At 27.6% G+C, this 18,137-nt stretch carries 14 protein-coding genes and 1 tRNA gene; 12 read left to right on the forward strand and 3 right to left on the reverse strand.

Annotated features, from left to right (window positions below; genetic code table 11):
• Positions 1-8: 8 nt before the first annotated feature.
• Positions 9-2,417: a leucine--tRNA ligase gene (gene leuS / locus HGAG_RS00635; protein ID WP_019117475.1), complete on the forward strand. Its 2,409-nt coding sequence runs from the start codon at positions 9-11 to the stop codon at positions 2,415-2,417.
• 38 nt (positions 2,418-2,455) lie between these two features.
• Here leuS and HGAG_RS00640 read toward each other — a convergent pair whose 3' ends face one another.
• On the reverse strand, positions 2,456-3,202 hold the full coding sequence (locus HGAG_RS00640; RefSeq protein WP_019117476.1) for a hypothetical protein: 747 nt from the start codon (positions 3,200-3,202) through the stop codon (positions 2,456-2,458).
• Between the two features lie 140 nt (positions 3,203-3,342).
• Here HGAG_RS00640 and HGAG_RS00645 point away from each other — a divergent pair, with 140 nt between their 5' ends.
• On the forward strand, positions 3,343-5,436 hold the full coding sequence (locus HGAG_RS00645; RefSeq protein ID WP_244263786.1) for a DNA internalization-related competence protein ComEC/Rec2: 2,094 nt from the start codon (positions 3,343-3,345) through the stop codon (positions 5,434-5,436).
• Positions 5,433-6,446 carry a DNA polymerase III subunit delta gene (holA, locus tag HGAG_RS00650; protein WP_019117478.1) on the forward strand — a complete coding sequence of 338 codons (1,014 nt, stop codon included), beginning with the start codon at positions 5,433-5,435 and terminating at the stop codon, positions 6,444-6,446. Before HGAG_RS00645 ends, holA begins: the two co-directional genes overlap by 4 nt.
• A gap of 66 nt (positions 6,447-6,512) precedes the next feature.
• Here the strand turns inward: holA and rpsT are convergent, their stop codons facing one another.
• Complete coding sequence (gene rpsT / locus HGAG_RS00655) at positions 6,513-6,779, reverse strand: 30S ribosomal protein S20 (RefSeq protein ID WP_004839050.1); 267 nt, start codon at positions 6,777-6,779, stop codon at positions 6,513-6,515.
• A 140-nt stretch (positions 6,780-6,919) separates the two neighbouring features.
• Here rpsT and lepB point away from each other — a divergent pair, with 140 nt between their 5' ends.
• From lepB to mtaB, 8 genes are all read left to right on the forward strand, one after another.
• Complete coding sequence (lepB, locus tag HGAG_RS00660; RefSeq protein WP_004839049.1) at positions 6,920-7,468, forward strand: signal peptidase I; 549 nt, start codon at positions 6,920-6,922, stop codon at positions 7,466-7,468.
• Positions 7,468-9,273 carry a translation elongation factor 4 gene (gene lepA / locus HGAG_RS00665; RefSeq protein WP_019117479.1) on the forward strand — a complete coding sequence of 602 codons (1,806 nt, stop codon included), beginning with the start codon at positions 7,468-7,470 and terminating at the stop codon, positions 9,271-9,273. Before lepB ends, lepA begins: the two co-directional genes overlap by 1 nt.
• A gap of 50 nt (positions 9,274-9,323) precedes the next feature.
• Complete coding sequence (gene hemW, locus HGAG_RS00670; protein ID WP_019117480.1) at positions 9,324-10,448, forward strand: radical SAM family heme chaperone HemW; 1,125 nt, start codon at positions 9,324-9,326, stop codon at positions 10,446-10,448.
• A gap of 74 nt (positions 10,449-10,522) precedes the next feature.
• Complete coding sequence (gene hrcA / locus HGAG_RS00675; RefSeq protein WP_019117481.1) at positions 10,523-11,521, forward strand: heat-inducible transcriptional repressor HrcA; 999 nt, start codon at positions 10,523-10,525, stop codon at positions 11,519-11,521.
• 17 nt (positions 11,522-11,538) lie between these two features.
• Positions 11,539-12,075 carry a nucleotide exchange factor GrpE gene (gene grpE, locus HGAG_RS00680; RefSeq protein WP_019117482.1) on the forward strand — a complete coding sequence of 179 codons (537 nt, stop codon included), beginning with the start codon at positions 11,539-11,541 and terminating at the stop codon, positions 12,073-12,075.
• 11 nt (positions 12,076-12,086) lie between these two features.
• Positions 12,087-13,907, forward strand: a complete 1,821-nt coding sequence (dnaK, locus tag HGAG_RS00685) for a molecular chaperone DnaK (RefSeq protein ID WP_019117483.1) — start codon at positions 12,087-12,089, stop codon at positions 13,905-13,907.
• Positions 13,908-14,310: 403 nt separating this feature from the next.
• Complete coding sequence (gene dnaJ, locus HGAG_RS00690) at positions 14,311-15,423, forward strand: molecular chaperone DnaJ (protein WP_019117484.1); 1,113 nt, start codon at positions 14,311-14,313, stop codon at positions 15,421-15,423.
• Positions 15,423-16,721: a tRNA (N(6)-L-threonylcarbamoyladenosine(37)-C(2))-methylthiotransferase MtaB gene (gene mtaB / locus HGAG_RS00695; RefSeq protein ID WP_019117485.1), complete on the forward strand. Its 1,299-nt coding sequence runs from the start codon at positions 15,423-15,425 to the stop codon at positions 16,719-16,721. Before dnaJ ends, mtaB begins: the two co-directional genes overlap by 1 nt.
• Positions 16,722-16,784: 63 nt before the next feature.
• Here mtaB and HGAG_RS00700 read toward each other — a convergent pair.
• Positions 16,785-16,860: transfer RNA gene (locus HGAG_RS00700), tRNA-Thr, on the reverse strand.
• Positions 16,861-16,955: 95 nt separating this feature from the next.
• Here HGAG_RS00700 and HGAG_RS00705 point away from each other — a divergent pair.
• The gene (locus HGAG_RS00705) at positions 16,956-18,128 is read left to right on the forward strand and encodes a hypothetical protein (protein WP_019117486.1); all 1,173 of its coding nucleotides are present in this window, start codon (positions 16,956-16,958) and stop codon (positions 18,126-18,128) included.
• Positions 18,129-18,137: the final 9 nt, after the last annotated feature.

Genomic DNA, 18,137 nt, shown 5'->3' on the forward strand with positions numbered 1-18,137 from the left:
GAGAAAAAATGAGAGAATATAATCCAAATGCCATCGAAAAAAAATGGCAAGAAAAATGGGATGAAAATGAAACTTTTAAATCAGTAATTGATAAAAATAAGAAAAAATTCTATCCACTCGTAGAATTTCCTTATCCATCAGGTCAAGGTCTTCATGTTGGCCACCCAAGACCATACACAGCTTTAGATATTGTTGCAAGAAAAAGAAGACTTCAAGGAGAAAATGTAATTTATCCTATGGGCTGGGATGCTTTTGGACTTCCTACAGAAAATTATGCTATAAAAAATCACATTCATCCTTCAATTGTAACAAAAAATAATATCGAAAATTTTAAAGCGCAAATGAAATCTATAGGATTTTCATTTGATTGGTCCAAAGAAGTAAATACAACAGATCCAAATTATTACAAATGGACTCAATGGATTTTCATTCAATTATATAAACATGGACTTGCTTATAAAAAAGAAATGCCAGTAAACTGGTGTCCTTCATGCAAGGTAGGACTTGCTAATGAAGAAGTTGTAGATGGAAAATGTGAAAGATGTGGCTCAGAAGTAACTCACAAAGTTAAAAATCAATGGATGTTAAAAATCACAGAATATGCCGATAGACTTATTGATGATTTAGACGAAGTTGATTATGAAGAAAAAATTAAAACCCAACAAAAAAATTGGATTGGAAGAAGTCATGGTGCAGAAATTAATTTTTCTTTAAAAGATAAAGATTACAAATTAAATGTCTACACAACAAGACCTGATACAATTTTTGGTGCAACATATATGGTAATTGCACCAGAACATCCAATGCTTGAAGAATTTAAAGATGAAATTAAAAATTTGGATGATGTAAAAGAATATCAAGATTTTGCAAAGAAAAAATCAGATTTTGAAAGAAGTGAGCTTACAAAAGAAAAAACTGGCGTAATGCTTGATGGAATTTCTGCAATAAATCCTATAAATGGGAAAGAAATTCCAATTTGGATTTCTGATTATGTATTAATTTCTTATGGAACTGGAGCTATAATGGCAGTTCCTGCTCATGATGATAGAGATTTTGAATTTGCACAAAAATTTGATATGCCAATTGTTCCTGTAATTGATACAGGCGATGAAGATTTGCCAACAACTTCAATTGACAAGGGGATTTTAATAAATTCCGATTTTCTAAATGGTTTATCTGTAGAAGAAGCTAAAAAGAAAATGATAGAATTTGTTGAAGAAAAAAATCTAGGTTCTGCTAAGGTAAATTATAAATTAAGAGATTGGGTATTTTCTAGACAAAGATATTGGGGAGAACCAATCCCTATGATTTATTGTGAGGAACATGGATGGGTTCCAGAAAAGGAAGAAAATCTTCCAATAAAATTACCAGATGTTGAATCTTACGAAGTAACAGATGATGGCGAAAGCCCACTTTCAAAAATTGATGAATTTGTAAATACTACTTGTCCAATTTGTGGAAAGCCAGCAAAAAGAGAAACTGACACCATGCCACAATGGGCTGGATCTTCTTGGTATTATTTAAGATATACAGATCCAAATAATAATGAAGATCTTGCAAGCAAGGAAAGTTTAGATTATTACACACCAGTTGATTGGTACAATGGTGGAATGGAACATACAACTCTTCACTTATTGTATTCAAGATTTTGGCACAAATTTTTATATGATATAGGAAAAGTTCCAACAAAAGAACCATATCAAAAGAGAACTTCTCACGGAATGATTTTAGGAGAAGACCATCAAAAAATGTCAAAATCAAGAGGCAATGTTGTAAATCCTGATGATATTGTAAGAGATTATGGGGCAGATACCCTAAGATGCTATGAAATGTTTATTGGAGATTTTAGATCAACAGCTCCATGGTCAGATGAAGGGGTTAAAGGTTGTAGAAAATATTTAGAAAGAGTATTTAATCTTTATGATTTAGTTGAAGATGGCGACGAATATACAAAAGAAATTGAAATTCTAATTAATCAAACAATTAAAAAAGTAAGTGATGATTATGAATCATTAAAATATAATACAGCAATAGCTTCACTTATGAGCTTGTTAAATGAAATGAGAAATATTGGAAAAATTACCAAAAAAGATTTCAAAACTTATTTGATTTTATTAAATCCAGTTGCTCCTCACTTGACAGAAGAATTGTGGGAAGAAATTGGTTTTGAAGGCGAATTAAACCAAACTAGCTGGCCAACTTATGATGAAAGTAAACTTGAATATGATTCAATTGAACTTCCTGTTCAAGTTAATGGTAAAGTTAGGGCTACAATAAAAATTTCAAAAGATGCGAATCAAGAAGAAGCTGTAACAAGTGCAGAAAATGATCAAAATATTCAAAAAAATATAGATGGTAAGGAAATATTTAAGGTAATATATGTACCAGGAAAAATATTAAACTTGCTTGTAAAATAATAAAAAAAGCTCTTGCAAAAAAATTAATGCAAGAGCTTTTATTTATACCTAGATTTTTGAATAAGTGAAATTATTTTTCTGATTTTTTCAGAAGAATTTAAGTCATCAAAAGATATTTTTTTAATATTATTAATTATTTCTATATTATTATTTGTGAAATTTTTGTAGTCAGATCCTGTTATAAAATCAATAAAGAGATTTTTTTCGATTTTTTCTATAGAAAGAATAAAAATTCCTTCTAAATCTTTTGTATTATTTAAATAAACTCCAAAATTATTTTCTCGTTCAAAACCATTTATCCAAACAAAATCTTTATCCTTATTTATTTTTAATCCCAAATCAATTATTTTATTAAAAATTTTCAAAAAATCATCGGCAATAAAATCATCATAGAAATTGGAAATTTTTATTTGCCCATAAGAATTTTTGATTTTTAAAGAAACTTCCTTATTATTATAAAATTTAGCAAACATAGATTTAAAAATATAAAAAGCTGTATTATACGATAAATTTTTTTCTCTGGTATTTTTGTCCAAAGAAAGAATTACAGATGATTTTTGGGGTTTATTTTTGATTGTATGAACTAAATTTCCATTTATAAACTCAACATCCAAAAGCACATTTTCCGAAATTTTTGGATTTTCATCTAATAAATAGGAAGAATTAGGCATAAAAATACTTCTGTCCAAAATTATTTTTGTTGTATCATCTTCGTATTTTCTTTTTACAATTTTGGCGCTTATTTGATTTATTTGTGGATGACTAATATATAACAAATCCTTCATAAAATTACCTCTAAATTATTATATCATATGTTATAATCATATTGGGAGAATCTTATGAGAAAAAATTTGTTTTTTTACTTATTTCTTTAATATCTGGTATAGGAATTTTCACTTTTTTTGAGGCTTATGATTTTTTGTTTGTGATTATAGGCTTATTTGTATGTGGAATTTTTCTTTTTGTAAAAAAATCTTATCTTTCTTTTTTGTTTTTTGGATTTTCTATGGGAATTTTTTTGGCATCTTTTAATTTTCATTCTTATAAGCTTGAAAAATATGATAATTTAGATTTAAATTTAACTGTTGTTGAAAAAATTAAAAATGATAATTCCTATACTTATTATGTAAAAGCAAAAAATATGGATAAAAAAATAGATGAAAAATCTACTTTTATATCTGATAAAAATTTTGAAATAGGAGATAGGCTAAGGGCAAATTGCAATATTTCCATGCCTTCTACAAACACCAATCCATATTTATTTTCTTATAGGAAATATTTATTATCTAAAAAAATAAAAAGCAAGCTTGATATAAAATCTTTTGAAAAATTGGGAGAATCTTCTTCTATTTTTTTAAAAATTAAGAAAAATTTTAACCAATATATTAATAAGGTGTTTGAAAAAAATTTGTCTAAGGATTCTTTTTCTTTTGTAAAAGCTGTTATTCTTTCGGATAAATTTGAATATAGACAAGGTCTTTCGAAATTAGGCTTAGCTCATATTTTGGCGGTTTCTGGTCTTCACATTGATTTATTGATGGCTTTGTTAATATTTTTATTGATAAAAGCAAATATTTCATACAAGTACGCTTATCCGATTTCTTTGGGAATTTCTTTATTTTATGCCTATTTAATTTCATTTCCATTTTCGGTTTTGAGAGTTTTATTTATATACAGCTTATCTCATTTGGAATTTTTACTAAAAAAAGGCAAGGATACAGGAAAAAATCTCATTGTAGCCATGTTATTAATTTTATTGGCAAATCCTTTTGCAATTTTAAATTCTGGCTTTATTCTTTCATTTTTGGCAGGGTTTGCAATTTATGAGATTTATCCAAAACTTGTAAGGGGGAAAAATTTCTCTTATTTAAAAAAATACATAATTTTTATTCTTTGCTTGCAAATAACTTTGGCTTTTCATGTTATTTACTATTATGGATATTTTAATTTGCTTAATTTTTTTGCGAATTTTTTGGTTGTTCCAATTTTTTCTATAAGTATGTACATAATTTTTGGGATAATTATTTTGTATCCGATATTTGGCGGATTGTTAGCTGGTTTTTTCTTTATTTTGGATTTTTTGATAAAATCTATCATGGATATAGCAAATTTTTTGAGTACTTTTACAATTTTTGGCTTAGACTTTCCAAAAGAGTCAATCTTAATTAGTTTTTATTATTTGATACTTTTGTATATATTTGTGAAATTTAAAAATAAAAAACTAAGGGCAAAAAAATTTTTGATGATTTCTATGATTATAGTGATTTTTTCTATTGTAAAAGATAAAAATAAGCCTATTTCCTATCAAATGCTTGATATTGGACAGGGAGATTTTTTTATTTTGGAAGATAAGGGCGATTTTTATTTGTTTGATTGTGGGGAAGTTTCTTACAAAAATTATTCATCAACTGAAAAAATAGCTATAGCTTTTTTAAAGGCAAAAGGAGTAAAAAAAATCAAGGCGGTTTTTATTTCTCATGAGGATAAGGATCATTCGGGCGCTTTGGAAAAATTGAAAAATGAATTTGAAATTGGTCCTGTAATTTCTAATATTTATAATAAAAATCTAGGGGAAAAATATAAATTTTTGGAAATGAAAGAGGGTAATATTTACAAAGGAAAAAATTTTAGCGTTGAATGTTTAGAAAATTTTTCTGGAGACGAAAATTCTAATTCTATGCCACTTTTAATTAGGATAAATGATTTTAAAATTTTGACTATGGGAGATTTGCCAATGGAGTATGAACAAAAAGTTGCAAGAGATATTGATATTTTAAAAGTTTCCCATCATGGCTCAAGATTTTCAACTTCAAAGGATTTTGTAAATAAAACAAGTCCACAAGTTGCTTTAATTTCAGCTGGAAGAAAAAATACTTATGGACACCCATCAAAAGAAGTCTTAGATAATTTAAAAAATGTTAAAATATACAATACTCAAAAAGATGGATATTGTAAGATAGAATTTTACAAGAATTCATTTAAGGTAAAAAAATATGTGAAAGGAGGATTTTTTAGATGAATTATAAGGAATTTATGGCTGAACTTTTTTCAAAAAAAAGCAGGGGAATTTATCTAATTGATTCAAAAGAAGAATATCTAAAAGAAACAATTATAGATCAAGCTAAGGATTTAATTTCTTTTCCTGACTTTAATTATATAGAAATTAAGGGCAAAAAAAGCCTTGAGGACATAAAAACTGCCATGGATACATATCCAATAATGGAAGATAAAAAAGTTGTGATTTGGAGAAATATCGACTTATCTAAAAATAATATAAAAGATTATGAGGAAATTTGTAATTTGATTATTGAAGATATAGAAAATTTAGCAGATTTTTTGACATTTATAATAATATCTGATGAAAGTGTATTTAAAGGAAAATTTTACAAGGCAATCAAGAAAAATGGAAATATTGTAGAAATTGATAGGCTAAATAATAATGAGCTTGTTTCTTTTATTGGAAAAAGATTTGTAAAAAATAATAAAAAAATCAAAAAATCTTATATAAATGAAATAATTGATAGGTTTTCATATTTAAATAAAAATTCGCAGATCGACCTTTATGAGGTTGTAAATACAGTGGATAAAATTATTGCAAATTCCGATAAAAGCGAAGTTTTATTGGAAGATGTTCACGACCAATTAGACCAAGTTTTAGATTTAAATATCTTTAATCTCACAGATGCTCTGTCAAAAAGGGATACAAAAACTGCTATGAACACATATTTATTTATGGCAAAGGATATGGATGAAATATTTAAAATTTTCTATATGCTAGTAAGGCATATTAGAAATTTAATCGGAATAAAAATTTTATCAAAAGATTCTTACAATGATTCCTTTATGCAAAAATCTTTAGGTATATCAAATTTTGAGCTTAGAAAAGATAAAAGTTTTATTGGGAATTTTACTTTGGATGAATTATTTGATTTGCAAGATTTTTTATATACTTGCGACTTAAAACAAAAAAGCGAAGATTTTGATATGAATTTAAATATGTTAATTTTTATAGAAAAATTTTCAACATAAAAAAATCGACTCATTCTAATCTTGGCGACTTTTCTAAGTCGCAAGTTTGAATGAACCGACTAAAAATTAAGCGTTTAATGAATTTAATTTTTTAGCTAATCTTGAAGTTGTTCTACTAGCTTGATTTTTGTGAATTATGTTTTTAGCTGCTGCTTGTTTTACTTTTTTATCAACAGTTTTGAAAAGTTCATTAGCTTTTTCGCTATCATTATTTGCAATAGCTTCTTCAAATTTTTTAACATAAGTTTTTATTTCAGATTTTGCTGATTTATTTCTAGCAGTTTGTTTTCTTGTTACATCAATTCTTTTTATTGCTGATTTAATGTTTGCCATTTTTTCACCCCCAATTTATATCGACTGATTTATTTTACCATAAAACTATATTTATTACAAATCTTTATAAATTTTAAATATTAAAATATTTGGAACTTTTGAGATATTCGTTTATAATTATAAAATGAGAGAGGTGTTATATGACAGAAAAATCTAATGATTTAGAATTTCTTGATTGGATAAAAACAATACTTTTGGCATTGGCAATTGCTTTTGTTATAAAAATTTTTATAATGGATGCAACAAAAGTTGAAGGAAATTCTATGCTAAATACATTACATAGTGGCGATATGCTATTTGTTGACAAAGTTTCAAAACATTTTAAGGGATACAATAGGGCAGATATTGTAATAATTAATGCTCCAGACCAAGAAGATACTTTGTATATAAAAAGAATAGTTGGTATGCCAGGAGATAATATAGAAGTTAAAGATGGAAATGTGTATGTAAACGGAGAAATCTACGAAGAAAATTATATAAATAATGAAGAAACCCTAACAACAAATGAAAATTCATCTTGGGAAGTTGGCGAAGGAGAATATTTTGTTATGGGAGATAATAGACTTCCAAATGCAAGCAATGACTCAAGAAATTTTGGTCCGATTTCTGAAGAAAAAATTGTAGGGCACGCATTTTTAAGATTTTTCCCGATTTATGATATAGGATTTGTAGATAAGGAAAACAGATAATGAAGAAAAAAGAGAATATTAGAAATTTCTCTATAATTGCTCATATTGACCATGGAAAATCTACTCTTGCAGATAGATTAATTGAGAAAACTCAATCTGTTGCAAAAAGAGATATAAATGATCAAATGCTAGATAGCATGGAGCTTGAGCAAGAAAGAGGAATAACCATAAAATTAAAATCAGTAAAGTTAAAATACAAGGCTAATGATGGAAAAATTTACGATTTAAATTTGATTGATACTCCAGGCCATGTTGACTTTACTTATGAAGTTTCAAGATCATTAAAAGCTTGCGAAGGAGCAATTTTGGTTGTTGATGCTTCCCAAGGAGTTGAAGCTCAAACTTTGGCAAACACTTATCTTGCACTTGAACAAGATTTGGAAATTTTGCCAGTTTTAAATAAAATTGACCTTGAAAGTGCAAGAGTCGAAGAAACAAAAGAAGAAATAGAAAATCAAATTGGTCTTGATACAGAAAATATTCCCTTAATTTCTGCAAAAACTGGTTTAAATATTGAAGATGTACTTGAAGATATTATAGAAAATGTTCCAGCCCCAGAAGATCATGATGACAAACCATTAAAGGCTTTGATTTTTGATTCATATTATGATTCATACAGGGGGGTAATTTGCTATGTTAGAATTTTTGAAGGAAGTGTAAAAGCAGGCGATGAAATTTTGATGATGGCAAGTGGAAAATCTTACGAAGTAACTGGCGTAGGATATACTATGAAAAATAGAATTGAAACCAAAGAATTAAAAAGCGGAGATGTAGGATTTATTGAAGCAAGCATAAAAGATATTAGAAATGCGAGAGTTGGAGATACAATTACCTTAAAAAATAATCCAACACAAAAAGCACTTTCTGGCTACAAAGAAGTTTTGCCAATGGTTTATTCTGGAATTTATCCAGCTGAAGGAGAATCATTTAACAAATTAAAAGATTCTTTGGAAAAGCTTCAAGTAAATGATGCGTCTTTAGTTTTTGAACAAGAAAATTCACAAGCTCTTGGCGTTGGATTAAGATGTGGATTTTTAGGTCTTTTGCACATGGATATTATCACAGCAAGACTTGAAAGAGAATATGATTTGGACATAATCGCAACAGCACCATCAGTAATTTATAAGGTAAAAACAAAAGGACACGAAGAAAAAAAATTAGAAAATCCTAATGATTTTCCTCCACCATCAGAAATTGAATATGTAAAAGAGCCAATTACAATTTCTGAAATTATGACTCCAAAAGAATATATAGGACCTGTAATGGAACTTGCACAAGCAAGAAGAGGAGATCTTATAGATATGTCATATATTGACGAAAATAGGGTTTCAATAAAATATAAAATTCCTTTAAATGAAGTAATCTATAACTTTTTTGATTCTTTAAAATCAAGATCAAAAGGATATGCTTCGCTTGATTATGAAGTTGTAGATTATGAAGAAAGTAATTTAATAAAACTTGATATAAAAATCAATGAAGATAAAGTTGATGCTCTATCTACAATTGTTCACAAAGATTTCGCCTATGCTAGGGGAAGATCAATTGTCGAAAAATTGAAAGATCAAATTCCAAGACAACAATTTGCAATTCCAATTCAAGCTACAATCGATTCAAAAGTTATAGCAAGAGAAACCGTAAAAGCTTTGAGAAAAGATGTAATTGCAAAATGCTACGGTGGAGATATATCAAGAAAGAAAAAACTTCTAGAAAAACAAAAAGAAGGAAAGAAGAGAATGAGACAATTAGGAAGCGTACAAATTCCACAAGATGCCTTCCTTGCTGTTTTGAAATATGATGATGAATAAAAGTTAGGATAAGTCCTAACTTTTTATTTGCAAAAATTTAAGGAGAAAATATGGAAAAAATTGGAATCTATATTCATATTCCTTTTTGTAAGAAAAAATGTTTTTATTGCGATTTTACAGCTTTTCAAAATTTAGAATCTTGGATTGATTCATATTTTGAAAATTTAAAAAAAGAAATAATCTTGTACCAAAAAAATATGAAAGTAGAAGTCGATTCTATTTATATTGGTGGAGGTACGCCAACTTACGTTGATTATCATTATATAATTGAGCTTGTAGAAATTTTGAAAAATTTTGATTTAAGTCATGTAAAAGAATTTACAATTGAGGCAAATCCAAATTCTTTGACCTTGGAAAAATTAAAAGCTTACAAGAGCTTGGGAATAAATAGAATTTCTCTTGGTGTCCAATCTTTTGATGATAAAGTTTTAAAAAAAATTGGCAGGGACCATAATAAGGAAATTGTCTTAAAAGATATAGAAAATATAAGAAAAGCAGGTTTTAAAAATCTATCTTTAGATATGATTTTAAATCTGCCTAGTGGAAATTTTGATTCTATAAAAAATGATTTGGAGATAATAAAAAAGATAAATCCAGAACATTTATCTTATTATTCTTTAATACTTGAAAAAGGATCACATTTTTATAGTTTGTATAAGAAAAATAAGCTTGATTTGATGGATGATGATTTGGAAAGAGATATTTTTTCTTATATTGAAAAATATTTGAAAGATTTGGGACTAAATAGGTATGAAATTTCTAATTTTTCAAAAAAGGGATTTGAATCTTACCACAACAAAAAATATTGGTCAGAAGGTGGATACCTTGCCTTTGGACTTGGTGCATCCGGATTTTTGTCAAATGCAAGATATAATAACGTAAAAAATTTTGTAAAATATGAAAAATTAATTAATGAAGGAAAATTTCCAATAGAATTTAGAGAATTTATTTCAGAAGATGAAAGAGAAAAAGAATATATAATTTTTAAATTAAGAGAAGTGGAAGGGATCAACTTAAAAGAATTTGAAAATATTTTTGGGCATTCTCTTTTAGAAAAGTATAGTGAAATAGTTGAAAAATTTTATAAAGAAGGATTTTTTGAAATTGATAAAAATTTAAGATTTACTCACAAGGGTTTTGATTTATCAAATGAATTTTATATTGAAATAATATAACTTGCAAAAAGAAATTTACCTAGTATATTATAATTAGCAGTCAGATAATTGGAGTGCTAAATGAGGTGAAAATAATGAACGAGAGAAAGAAGATGATACTCTTTTCCATTATAAACTCATACGTTAATCTTGGAGAGCCTATTGGTTCAAATTCATTACTTAATGAATATTCTCTAGATATTTCGTCTGCAACAATTAGAAATGAGATGAGCACTCTTGAAAAAATGGGGCTTTTAGAAAAAGCTCACACATCGGGAGGAAGATACCCATCTGATAAAGGTTACAGACTTTATGTAAATAATTTATTAGAAAATTCATTAAATGAAAAAGAAGATGAAAATTTAGAAAAAATTCTTGATAAAAGATATGGCAATGTTTCAAAAATTGTGGAGACTGCAACACTGCTTCTTTCAAAAATGACAAATCTTACAGCTGTTTCTTACACAATAAGAAACAATATTACTAAAGTCATAAATTTAGAACTTTTAAAAATTAATCCTAGCATGCTTTTGTTTATAGTTGTTTATGATAACGGAAGTTTAATAAGCGATAGAATTTATATAAGTGAAGAAATTGATGATGAAAAATTAATAGAAATTTCTAGAATTTTAAAACAAAGCATTGAAGGAAAAAATTTAAAAGACCTTGCAAAAATTTTTGAAAAAATCAAAAATTCTGGCTTTAAGAAGTATGATAATCTGTTAGATATTTTGGAGAAAAAAATCAACAATGATTCTTTAAGCGATTTGACTAAAGAAGTTATTATAAAGGGACTAGGCAATATTTTTAATTTCAAAGAATTTGAAGATCCAATTAAGGCTAGAGAGTTTATTAAGATATTTGATAGTAAGGAAAGAATTTGGGAATTGATTGAAAATTCCAACAACGAATTACAAATTACTATTGGTGATGAAAATGAGATAAATGAATTGAAAGATAATACAATCATAACTTCACATTTTAATTATGACAAAGACATTGTAGGCCAAATTGGAATTATAGGACTTACAAGAATTGATTATAAGGAAGTTATTTCTGACATCAAACTAATATCAGATTTACTTAGCAAATAATAAGGTAGGTGTTTAAGGTGGACAATGAAAAAAAGCATGATGAAAATGTTGAACAAGAAGAAAATATAGATGAACAACTAGAAGAAATTGATGCTGAAATAGTCGATGAAGAAGGTAATGTAGAAGAAGATTTATCAGATGATGATAATGAATACAAAGAAAAATACCAAAGACTATTGGCAGATTTTACAAATTTCAAAAAAAGAGAAGAAAAGGCAAGGTCTGATTTTAAAAAGTTTGCATCATCAAATTTAATAGAAGAACTTTTACCAGTTTTAGATAATTTTGATAGGGCGCTTAAAGATCAGGATGAAGAAGATTCTTTTGTTAAAGGAATAATGATGACAAGAGATTCTTTTTGGAAAGTTTTGGAAAAAGAAGGACTTGAAGAAATCGAATCTGATGGAGTAGAATTTGATCCAAATTTCCACCACGCTTTTCAAACAGAAGAAAACGAAGATTTCAAATCAAATTATATTATAGAAACCTATCAAAAAGGATACAAACTAAATGATAGAGTTATAAGACCAAGTATGGTTAAAGTTGCAAAATAGGAGGAATTAATATGGCAAAAATTATAGGAATTGATTTAGGAACAACAAACTCAGCAGTTGCCGTTATGGAAGGTGGGGATTCAACAATAATCCCAAATACTGAAGGAAACAGAACAACACCATCAGTTGTAGCTTTTACAAAAGATGGAGAAAGACTTGTTGGAGAAACTGCAAAAAGACAAGCAATAACAAATCCAGACAGAACAATCTCATCAATCAAAAGAGAAATGGGATCAGATTTTAAAACAAATGAAATTGATGGAAATTCTTACACACCAGAAGAAGTTTCAGCAATGATTTTACAAAAATTAAAATCAGATGCAGAAAGTTATTTAAATGATACAGTAACAGATGCAGTAATAACAGTTCCTGCTTACTTTACAGATGCTCAAAGACAAGCTACAAAAGACGCTGGAAAAATTGCAGGCTTAAATGTAAAAAGAATTATAAACGAACCAACAGCAGCAGCACTTGCATACGGAATGGACAAAGAAACTGACCAAGCAAAAATTATGGTTTACGACCTTGGTGGTGGTACATTTGACGTTTCAATTCTTGAAGTTGGCGATGGAGTATTTGAAGTTTTATCTACAAGAGGAAATAATAAATTAGGTGGAGATGACTTTGATAATAGATTAGTTGAATATCTTGCAGCTGAATTTAAAAAAGAAACTGGTGTAGATTTAACAAAAGATCTTACAGCTATGCAAAGATTAAAAGATGCAGCAGAAAAAGCTAAAAAAGAATTATCATCAACAAAAACAACAAATGTAAACTTACCATTTATTACAGCAGTTGATGGACAACCAGTTCACTTAGACTTAACAGTTACAAGAGCAAAATTTGATGAATTAACTCACGATTTAGTTGAAGCTACAAGAGGACCAGTTGAAGATGCATTAAAAGATGCTTCTTTATCATCAAGCGATATAGAAAAAGTATTACTTGTAGGTGGATCATCAAGAATTCCTGCAGTTCAAGATTTAGTTAAAAATATAATTGGAAAAGAACCACAAAGAGATATAAATCCTGATGAATGTGTTGCACTTGGTGCTGCAATTCAAGGTGGAGTTTTAACAGGAGAAGTTAAGGATTTATTACTTCTTGACGTTACACCACTTTCACTAGGAATAGAAACTCTTGGTGGAGTTGCTACAAAATTAATCGAAAGAAATACAACAATTCCAACTAAAAAATCTCAAATCTTTACAACGGCTGCAGACGGACAAACTGATGTAGATATTCACGTTGTACAAGGTGAAAGAGAAATGGCAGCAGACAATACTACACTTGGTAGATTCCAACTTACAGGAATTCCTGCAGCAAGACGTGGAGTTCCACAAATCGAAGTTACATTTGATATAGATGCAAATGGTATTGTAAATGTATCTGCAAAAGACCAAGGAAGTGGAAAAGAACAAAAAATTACTATCACATCATCAACAAACTTAACTGATGAAGAAATAGATAAAAAAGTAAAAGAAGCTGAAAAATTTGCTGAAGATGATAAAAAGAAAAAAGAAAGTATTGAAGTTAAAAACAATGCTGAATCATTAGTTTATCAAGCAAGAAAAACTCTTGAAGATGCAAAAGTTGAAGGAAGCGAAAAAGATAAGATTGAAGAAAAAATTAAAGATCTTGAAGCTAGCATTAAAGCTGACAATACTGAAGACATCAAAGCAAAAACAGAAGCTCTACAACAAGAAATCTACTCAATGAGTGAAGCAATGTATAAAAACGCTCAAGCAAGTCAAGAAGGTCAAAACGCTGGAAAAGCAGATGACGATGTAGTAGATGCAGATTATGAAGTTGTAGATGACGACGAAGAATAAAAATAAATAAAATATAAAGAATAGGAGGCCTTGCTTCTTATTCTTTATTTTTATTTTAAATTTTAAAATATAATTTAATTTTTTTATCAAAGTGGTATAATAGTTGAGCTTAGATAAAAAAATAAAATTATAAATTAAGATACTACAAATAAATTAGAAATAATTTTAGAGCATATATAAACCCTCAAGCACGAATATCTGACTTCAAAAATTGTTGATTTCTAAATTTAAAAATTCTAAAATCGCAAACTCGCTAACGCTCAAACAGTGCGATTTTTAACGAATTTTTAAATTTGAAATCAAATCAATTTTTTCCGTATGATATTCTAAGCATGAGGATTTATATACTTTATAAAAAAGTCTGAAATTAGCAATAATTTATTTTTTTTATATTGGAGGATAAATGAAAGACCCTTATGAATTATTAGAAGTTGACAAAAATGTCACTGATTCTGAATTAAAAAGAAAATATAGGAAACTTGCAAAAAAATATCATCCAGATTTAAATCCAGATGACGAAGAAGCTCAAGAAAAATTTAAAGAAATATCTGAAGCTTATGAAATCTTATCTGATCCACAAAAAAAACGTCAATATGATACTTACGGAGCAGCTGCATTTGAAAATGGTGGAGCTGGCGGATTTTCTGGCGATTTTGGTGGATTTGGAGATATATTTGGGGACATATTTGGAGATATTTTTTCTCAAGGAAGAAGTCAAAATAGAAAAAGACCAAGAAAAGGTTCTGATATTCAACAAGTTGTAAAATTAACTTTCAAAGAATCAGCTTTTGGAATTTCTAAAGAAATTCAAGTAAGAAGAGAAGTTGAATGTGAAACTTGTAACGGCAAAGGTGCAAAAGATGAAAGTAAAATTAAAACTTGTCCTAAGTGTAATGGAACGGGCGTTATAAATAATATAAGTCAAACTCCATTTGGAACTGTTTCTCGCCAAACAACTTGTGATAATTGCCATGGATCTGGAGAAATAATTGAGGAAAAATGTCCAGATTGTAATGGTAGCGGTAGAAAAATTAAAAATGAAAAAATCAAAATTGATATACCATCAGGTGTTGAAAATGATTCTGTAATTAGAGTTGTTGGCAAAGGAAATGCTGGAGAAAATGGTGGTTCTTATGGAGATTTGTATATAATTTTAAAAGTTGAAGAGCACGAAATTTTTAAAAGAGATGGACTTGATATTTATTATGAGATGCCAATATCTTTTGCAACAGCAGCTTTGGGTGGAAATGTAGAAGTTCCTACTCTTACAACAACTCAAGAATATCACATCCCAGCAGGAACTCAAACAGGAAGTAAATTTAGAATTAAAAATGAAGGAATAAAATCTGATAGATATAAAAGACAAGGAGACCTTTATTTTTATGTAAAAGTTATTACTCCAACAAAATTATCCAAAGAACAAAAGGAAAAATTAAAAGAGTTTGCTGAAATATCTGGCGATGAGGTAAAAGAAGACAAGAACTTTTTTGAAAAATTAAAGGATTTGTTTGATTAATGAAAAAAACATTTAATATAAAAACTTTAGGATGTAAAGTAAACCAATATGAATCAGAGGCCATAGAAGAATTATTTAAAAAAAGAGGATTTGAAAAAAAAGAAGAAAATGCTGATATTTATGTTATAAATACTTGCACAGTAACAAATATGAGCGATAGAAAATCCAGACAAACTATTTCAAAAGCTAGAAAAGAAAACAAAGATGCAGTAATTGCAGTTATTGGTTGCTATTCACAAGTAAAGGCTGATGAAGTAAAAAAAATTGATGGCGTTGATATAATTTTGGGTTCTAGAAACAAAGAAGAAGTGGTTGACCTTTGCGAAAATTTCATTAAAAATAATAAAAAAATGGAAGATGTTGAAGAATTTTCAATAGGAGAAGCTATTGAAGATTTGGAAATTTCAAATCAAAGTGATATGACTCGAGCTTATATAAAAATCCAAGATGGTTGTAATATGTATTGCTCATATTGTTTGATTCCTTATGCAAGAGGAAATATTGCATCAAGGGATTTGGTTTCAATAATTGATGAGGCAAAAAGACTTAGGAATAATGGTTATAAGGAAATTGTCCTTACAGGAATTCATGTTGCAAGTTATGGAAAAGATTTTGATTTGGATATTTCATTAATAGATGTAATCGAACACATTGCAAAAATTGATGGGATAGAAAGAATTAGATTATCATCAATGGAGCCAAGGCATATTGATAGGGAATTTTTACAAAGAATGAAAGATACAAAAAAAGCTTGCGACCATTTTCATTTATCCCTCCAATCAGGTTCTGATGATGTTTTAAAATTAATGAATAGAAAATATACCACAAAAGTTTTTAAAGAAAAAGTAGATTTGATTAGGGAATATTTTCCAAATGCAGGACTTACAACAGATATAATTGTAGGTTTTCCAAATGAGAGCGAAAAAAATCACGAAGAAACTAAAAACTTTGTAAAAGATATTAAATTTTCAAAAACTCATCTTTTCAAATATTCAAAAAGAGATGGAACTAAGGCTGCTAGTATGAAAAATCAAGTTGATGGAAACATTAAAAAACGTAGGTCAAAGGAATTATCTGAAATTGAAAAAGAAATTTCTCATAAATTTTTAGATAAGCAAATTGGAAAAACTCTTTCAGTTTTATTTGAAACAAAAACAGAGCTTGACGGATATAGGTCAGGATATTCTACAAATTATTTAAGGGTTCACAGCAAAGACAATGTAGAAATTAATGAAATAAAAAATGTAAAAATAACTCAACGAATAGATGATTATTTGATTGGAGATATTGTAGATTAAAAATTTTAAAAGGCTATTGCAAAATTATAAAAAAATAATTTTTTGCAATAGCCTTTTTATATTTGGAGCTGGAAACAGGACTTGAACCCGCAACCTTTTGTTTACGATACAATTGCTCTACCGATTGAGCTATTCCAGCATATAAATTTATTATACGAAAATTTAAAATTTATTCAATACAGATAGATTTCAATTTTTTTTTATATTTGGTATAATTATTTCAAAGGTGGTAATATGAATAATTTAAATTATGATGGAATATATGATATTTTGAACAAAATGAATTTGCCATTAGTAATTATAGTTTTAATTTTAGGACTTGCTATTTTGTTTTTAATATCAAAAATTTTAATAAAGGCTGGTTTATTTTTATTAGTAATGACCTTTATTTTCGATTTTTTCATGAGGGTTTTGCCGATAGATATTTACCAAAATTATCCTAGCATAAAGCTTATTATAAATATATTATATGCTTTGGGATTTTTTATTTTTGCCTATAAAAATATAAAAAGAATAATGAAAAATAAGAGAAAAAAAGAACTTTTTAAAGATAAAAATCCAGTAAAAAAACAAAAGTCTGATAAAAATCCTATAAAAAGTTTTTTCGCATACACAGGCTCACTTCCATTTTTGATTATGCTTTTATTAAATGTATTTAATCCTGGAGGTGGAATTTATAAAAATATTTTACACTTACTTACAAGCCTATCTTTTTTATTTATGGTATTTACAACTTTATACAATACATATAAAAGAGTTGATACATTTAAGGGAAATACAGGCAGAATGAGGTTTGATGATTTAAATATTCCTTTTAGAAAAAATTCTCAAAACAAAAGCAAAAATTCAGATAGAAAAGTTTTGAAAAAAGAAGAAAACGAACAAGTAGAGGATGATTTAGAAAAAACTCAAACAAAAAGATTAAATTTGAAAGATATAGATAAAAAACTAAATGAAAATGTAAATGAAGAAATAAATTTATATGATTTTAGAGATAAAATGAATCAAAATGATTTGATTAATCTTATAAATGATAAAAATAGCAAACTTGTCACGATGATTTCTCTTACAAATTTGGCTGATGGAGTGAAAAAATCTTATAAATCAGACAAGTGTAAAGCTGATATTAGACAAGAAGATGAATACAAGCTTGATTTGGAATTTGAAAATTTCAATGATTATGATTATGGTAGATTTATTGATTTGCTTTTAGATTATTCAAAAAATAGGTCAAAATATAAATTTCAACTTGATTTGATTCCACAAAAAGCAAAAAATTCAAAGGTAGTATTTTATGATCCATCAAACCTATATGAGCTTGATAGGTCATTTGGAAATGAATTTCAAGGAAGAACAATTTCTATGAATTTCCCAAAATATAAAATAAATTATATAACAGAAAATTAAATTAAAGCT

The organism is Anaerococcus obesiensis ph10, assembly GCF_000311745.1.
GTDB classification, from domain to species: Bacteria; Bacillota; Clostridia; order Tissierellales; family Peptoniphilaceae; genus Anaerococcus; species Anaerococcus vaginalis.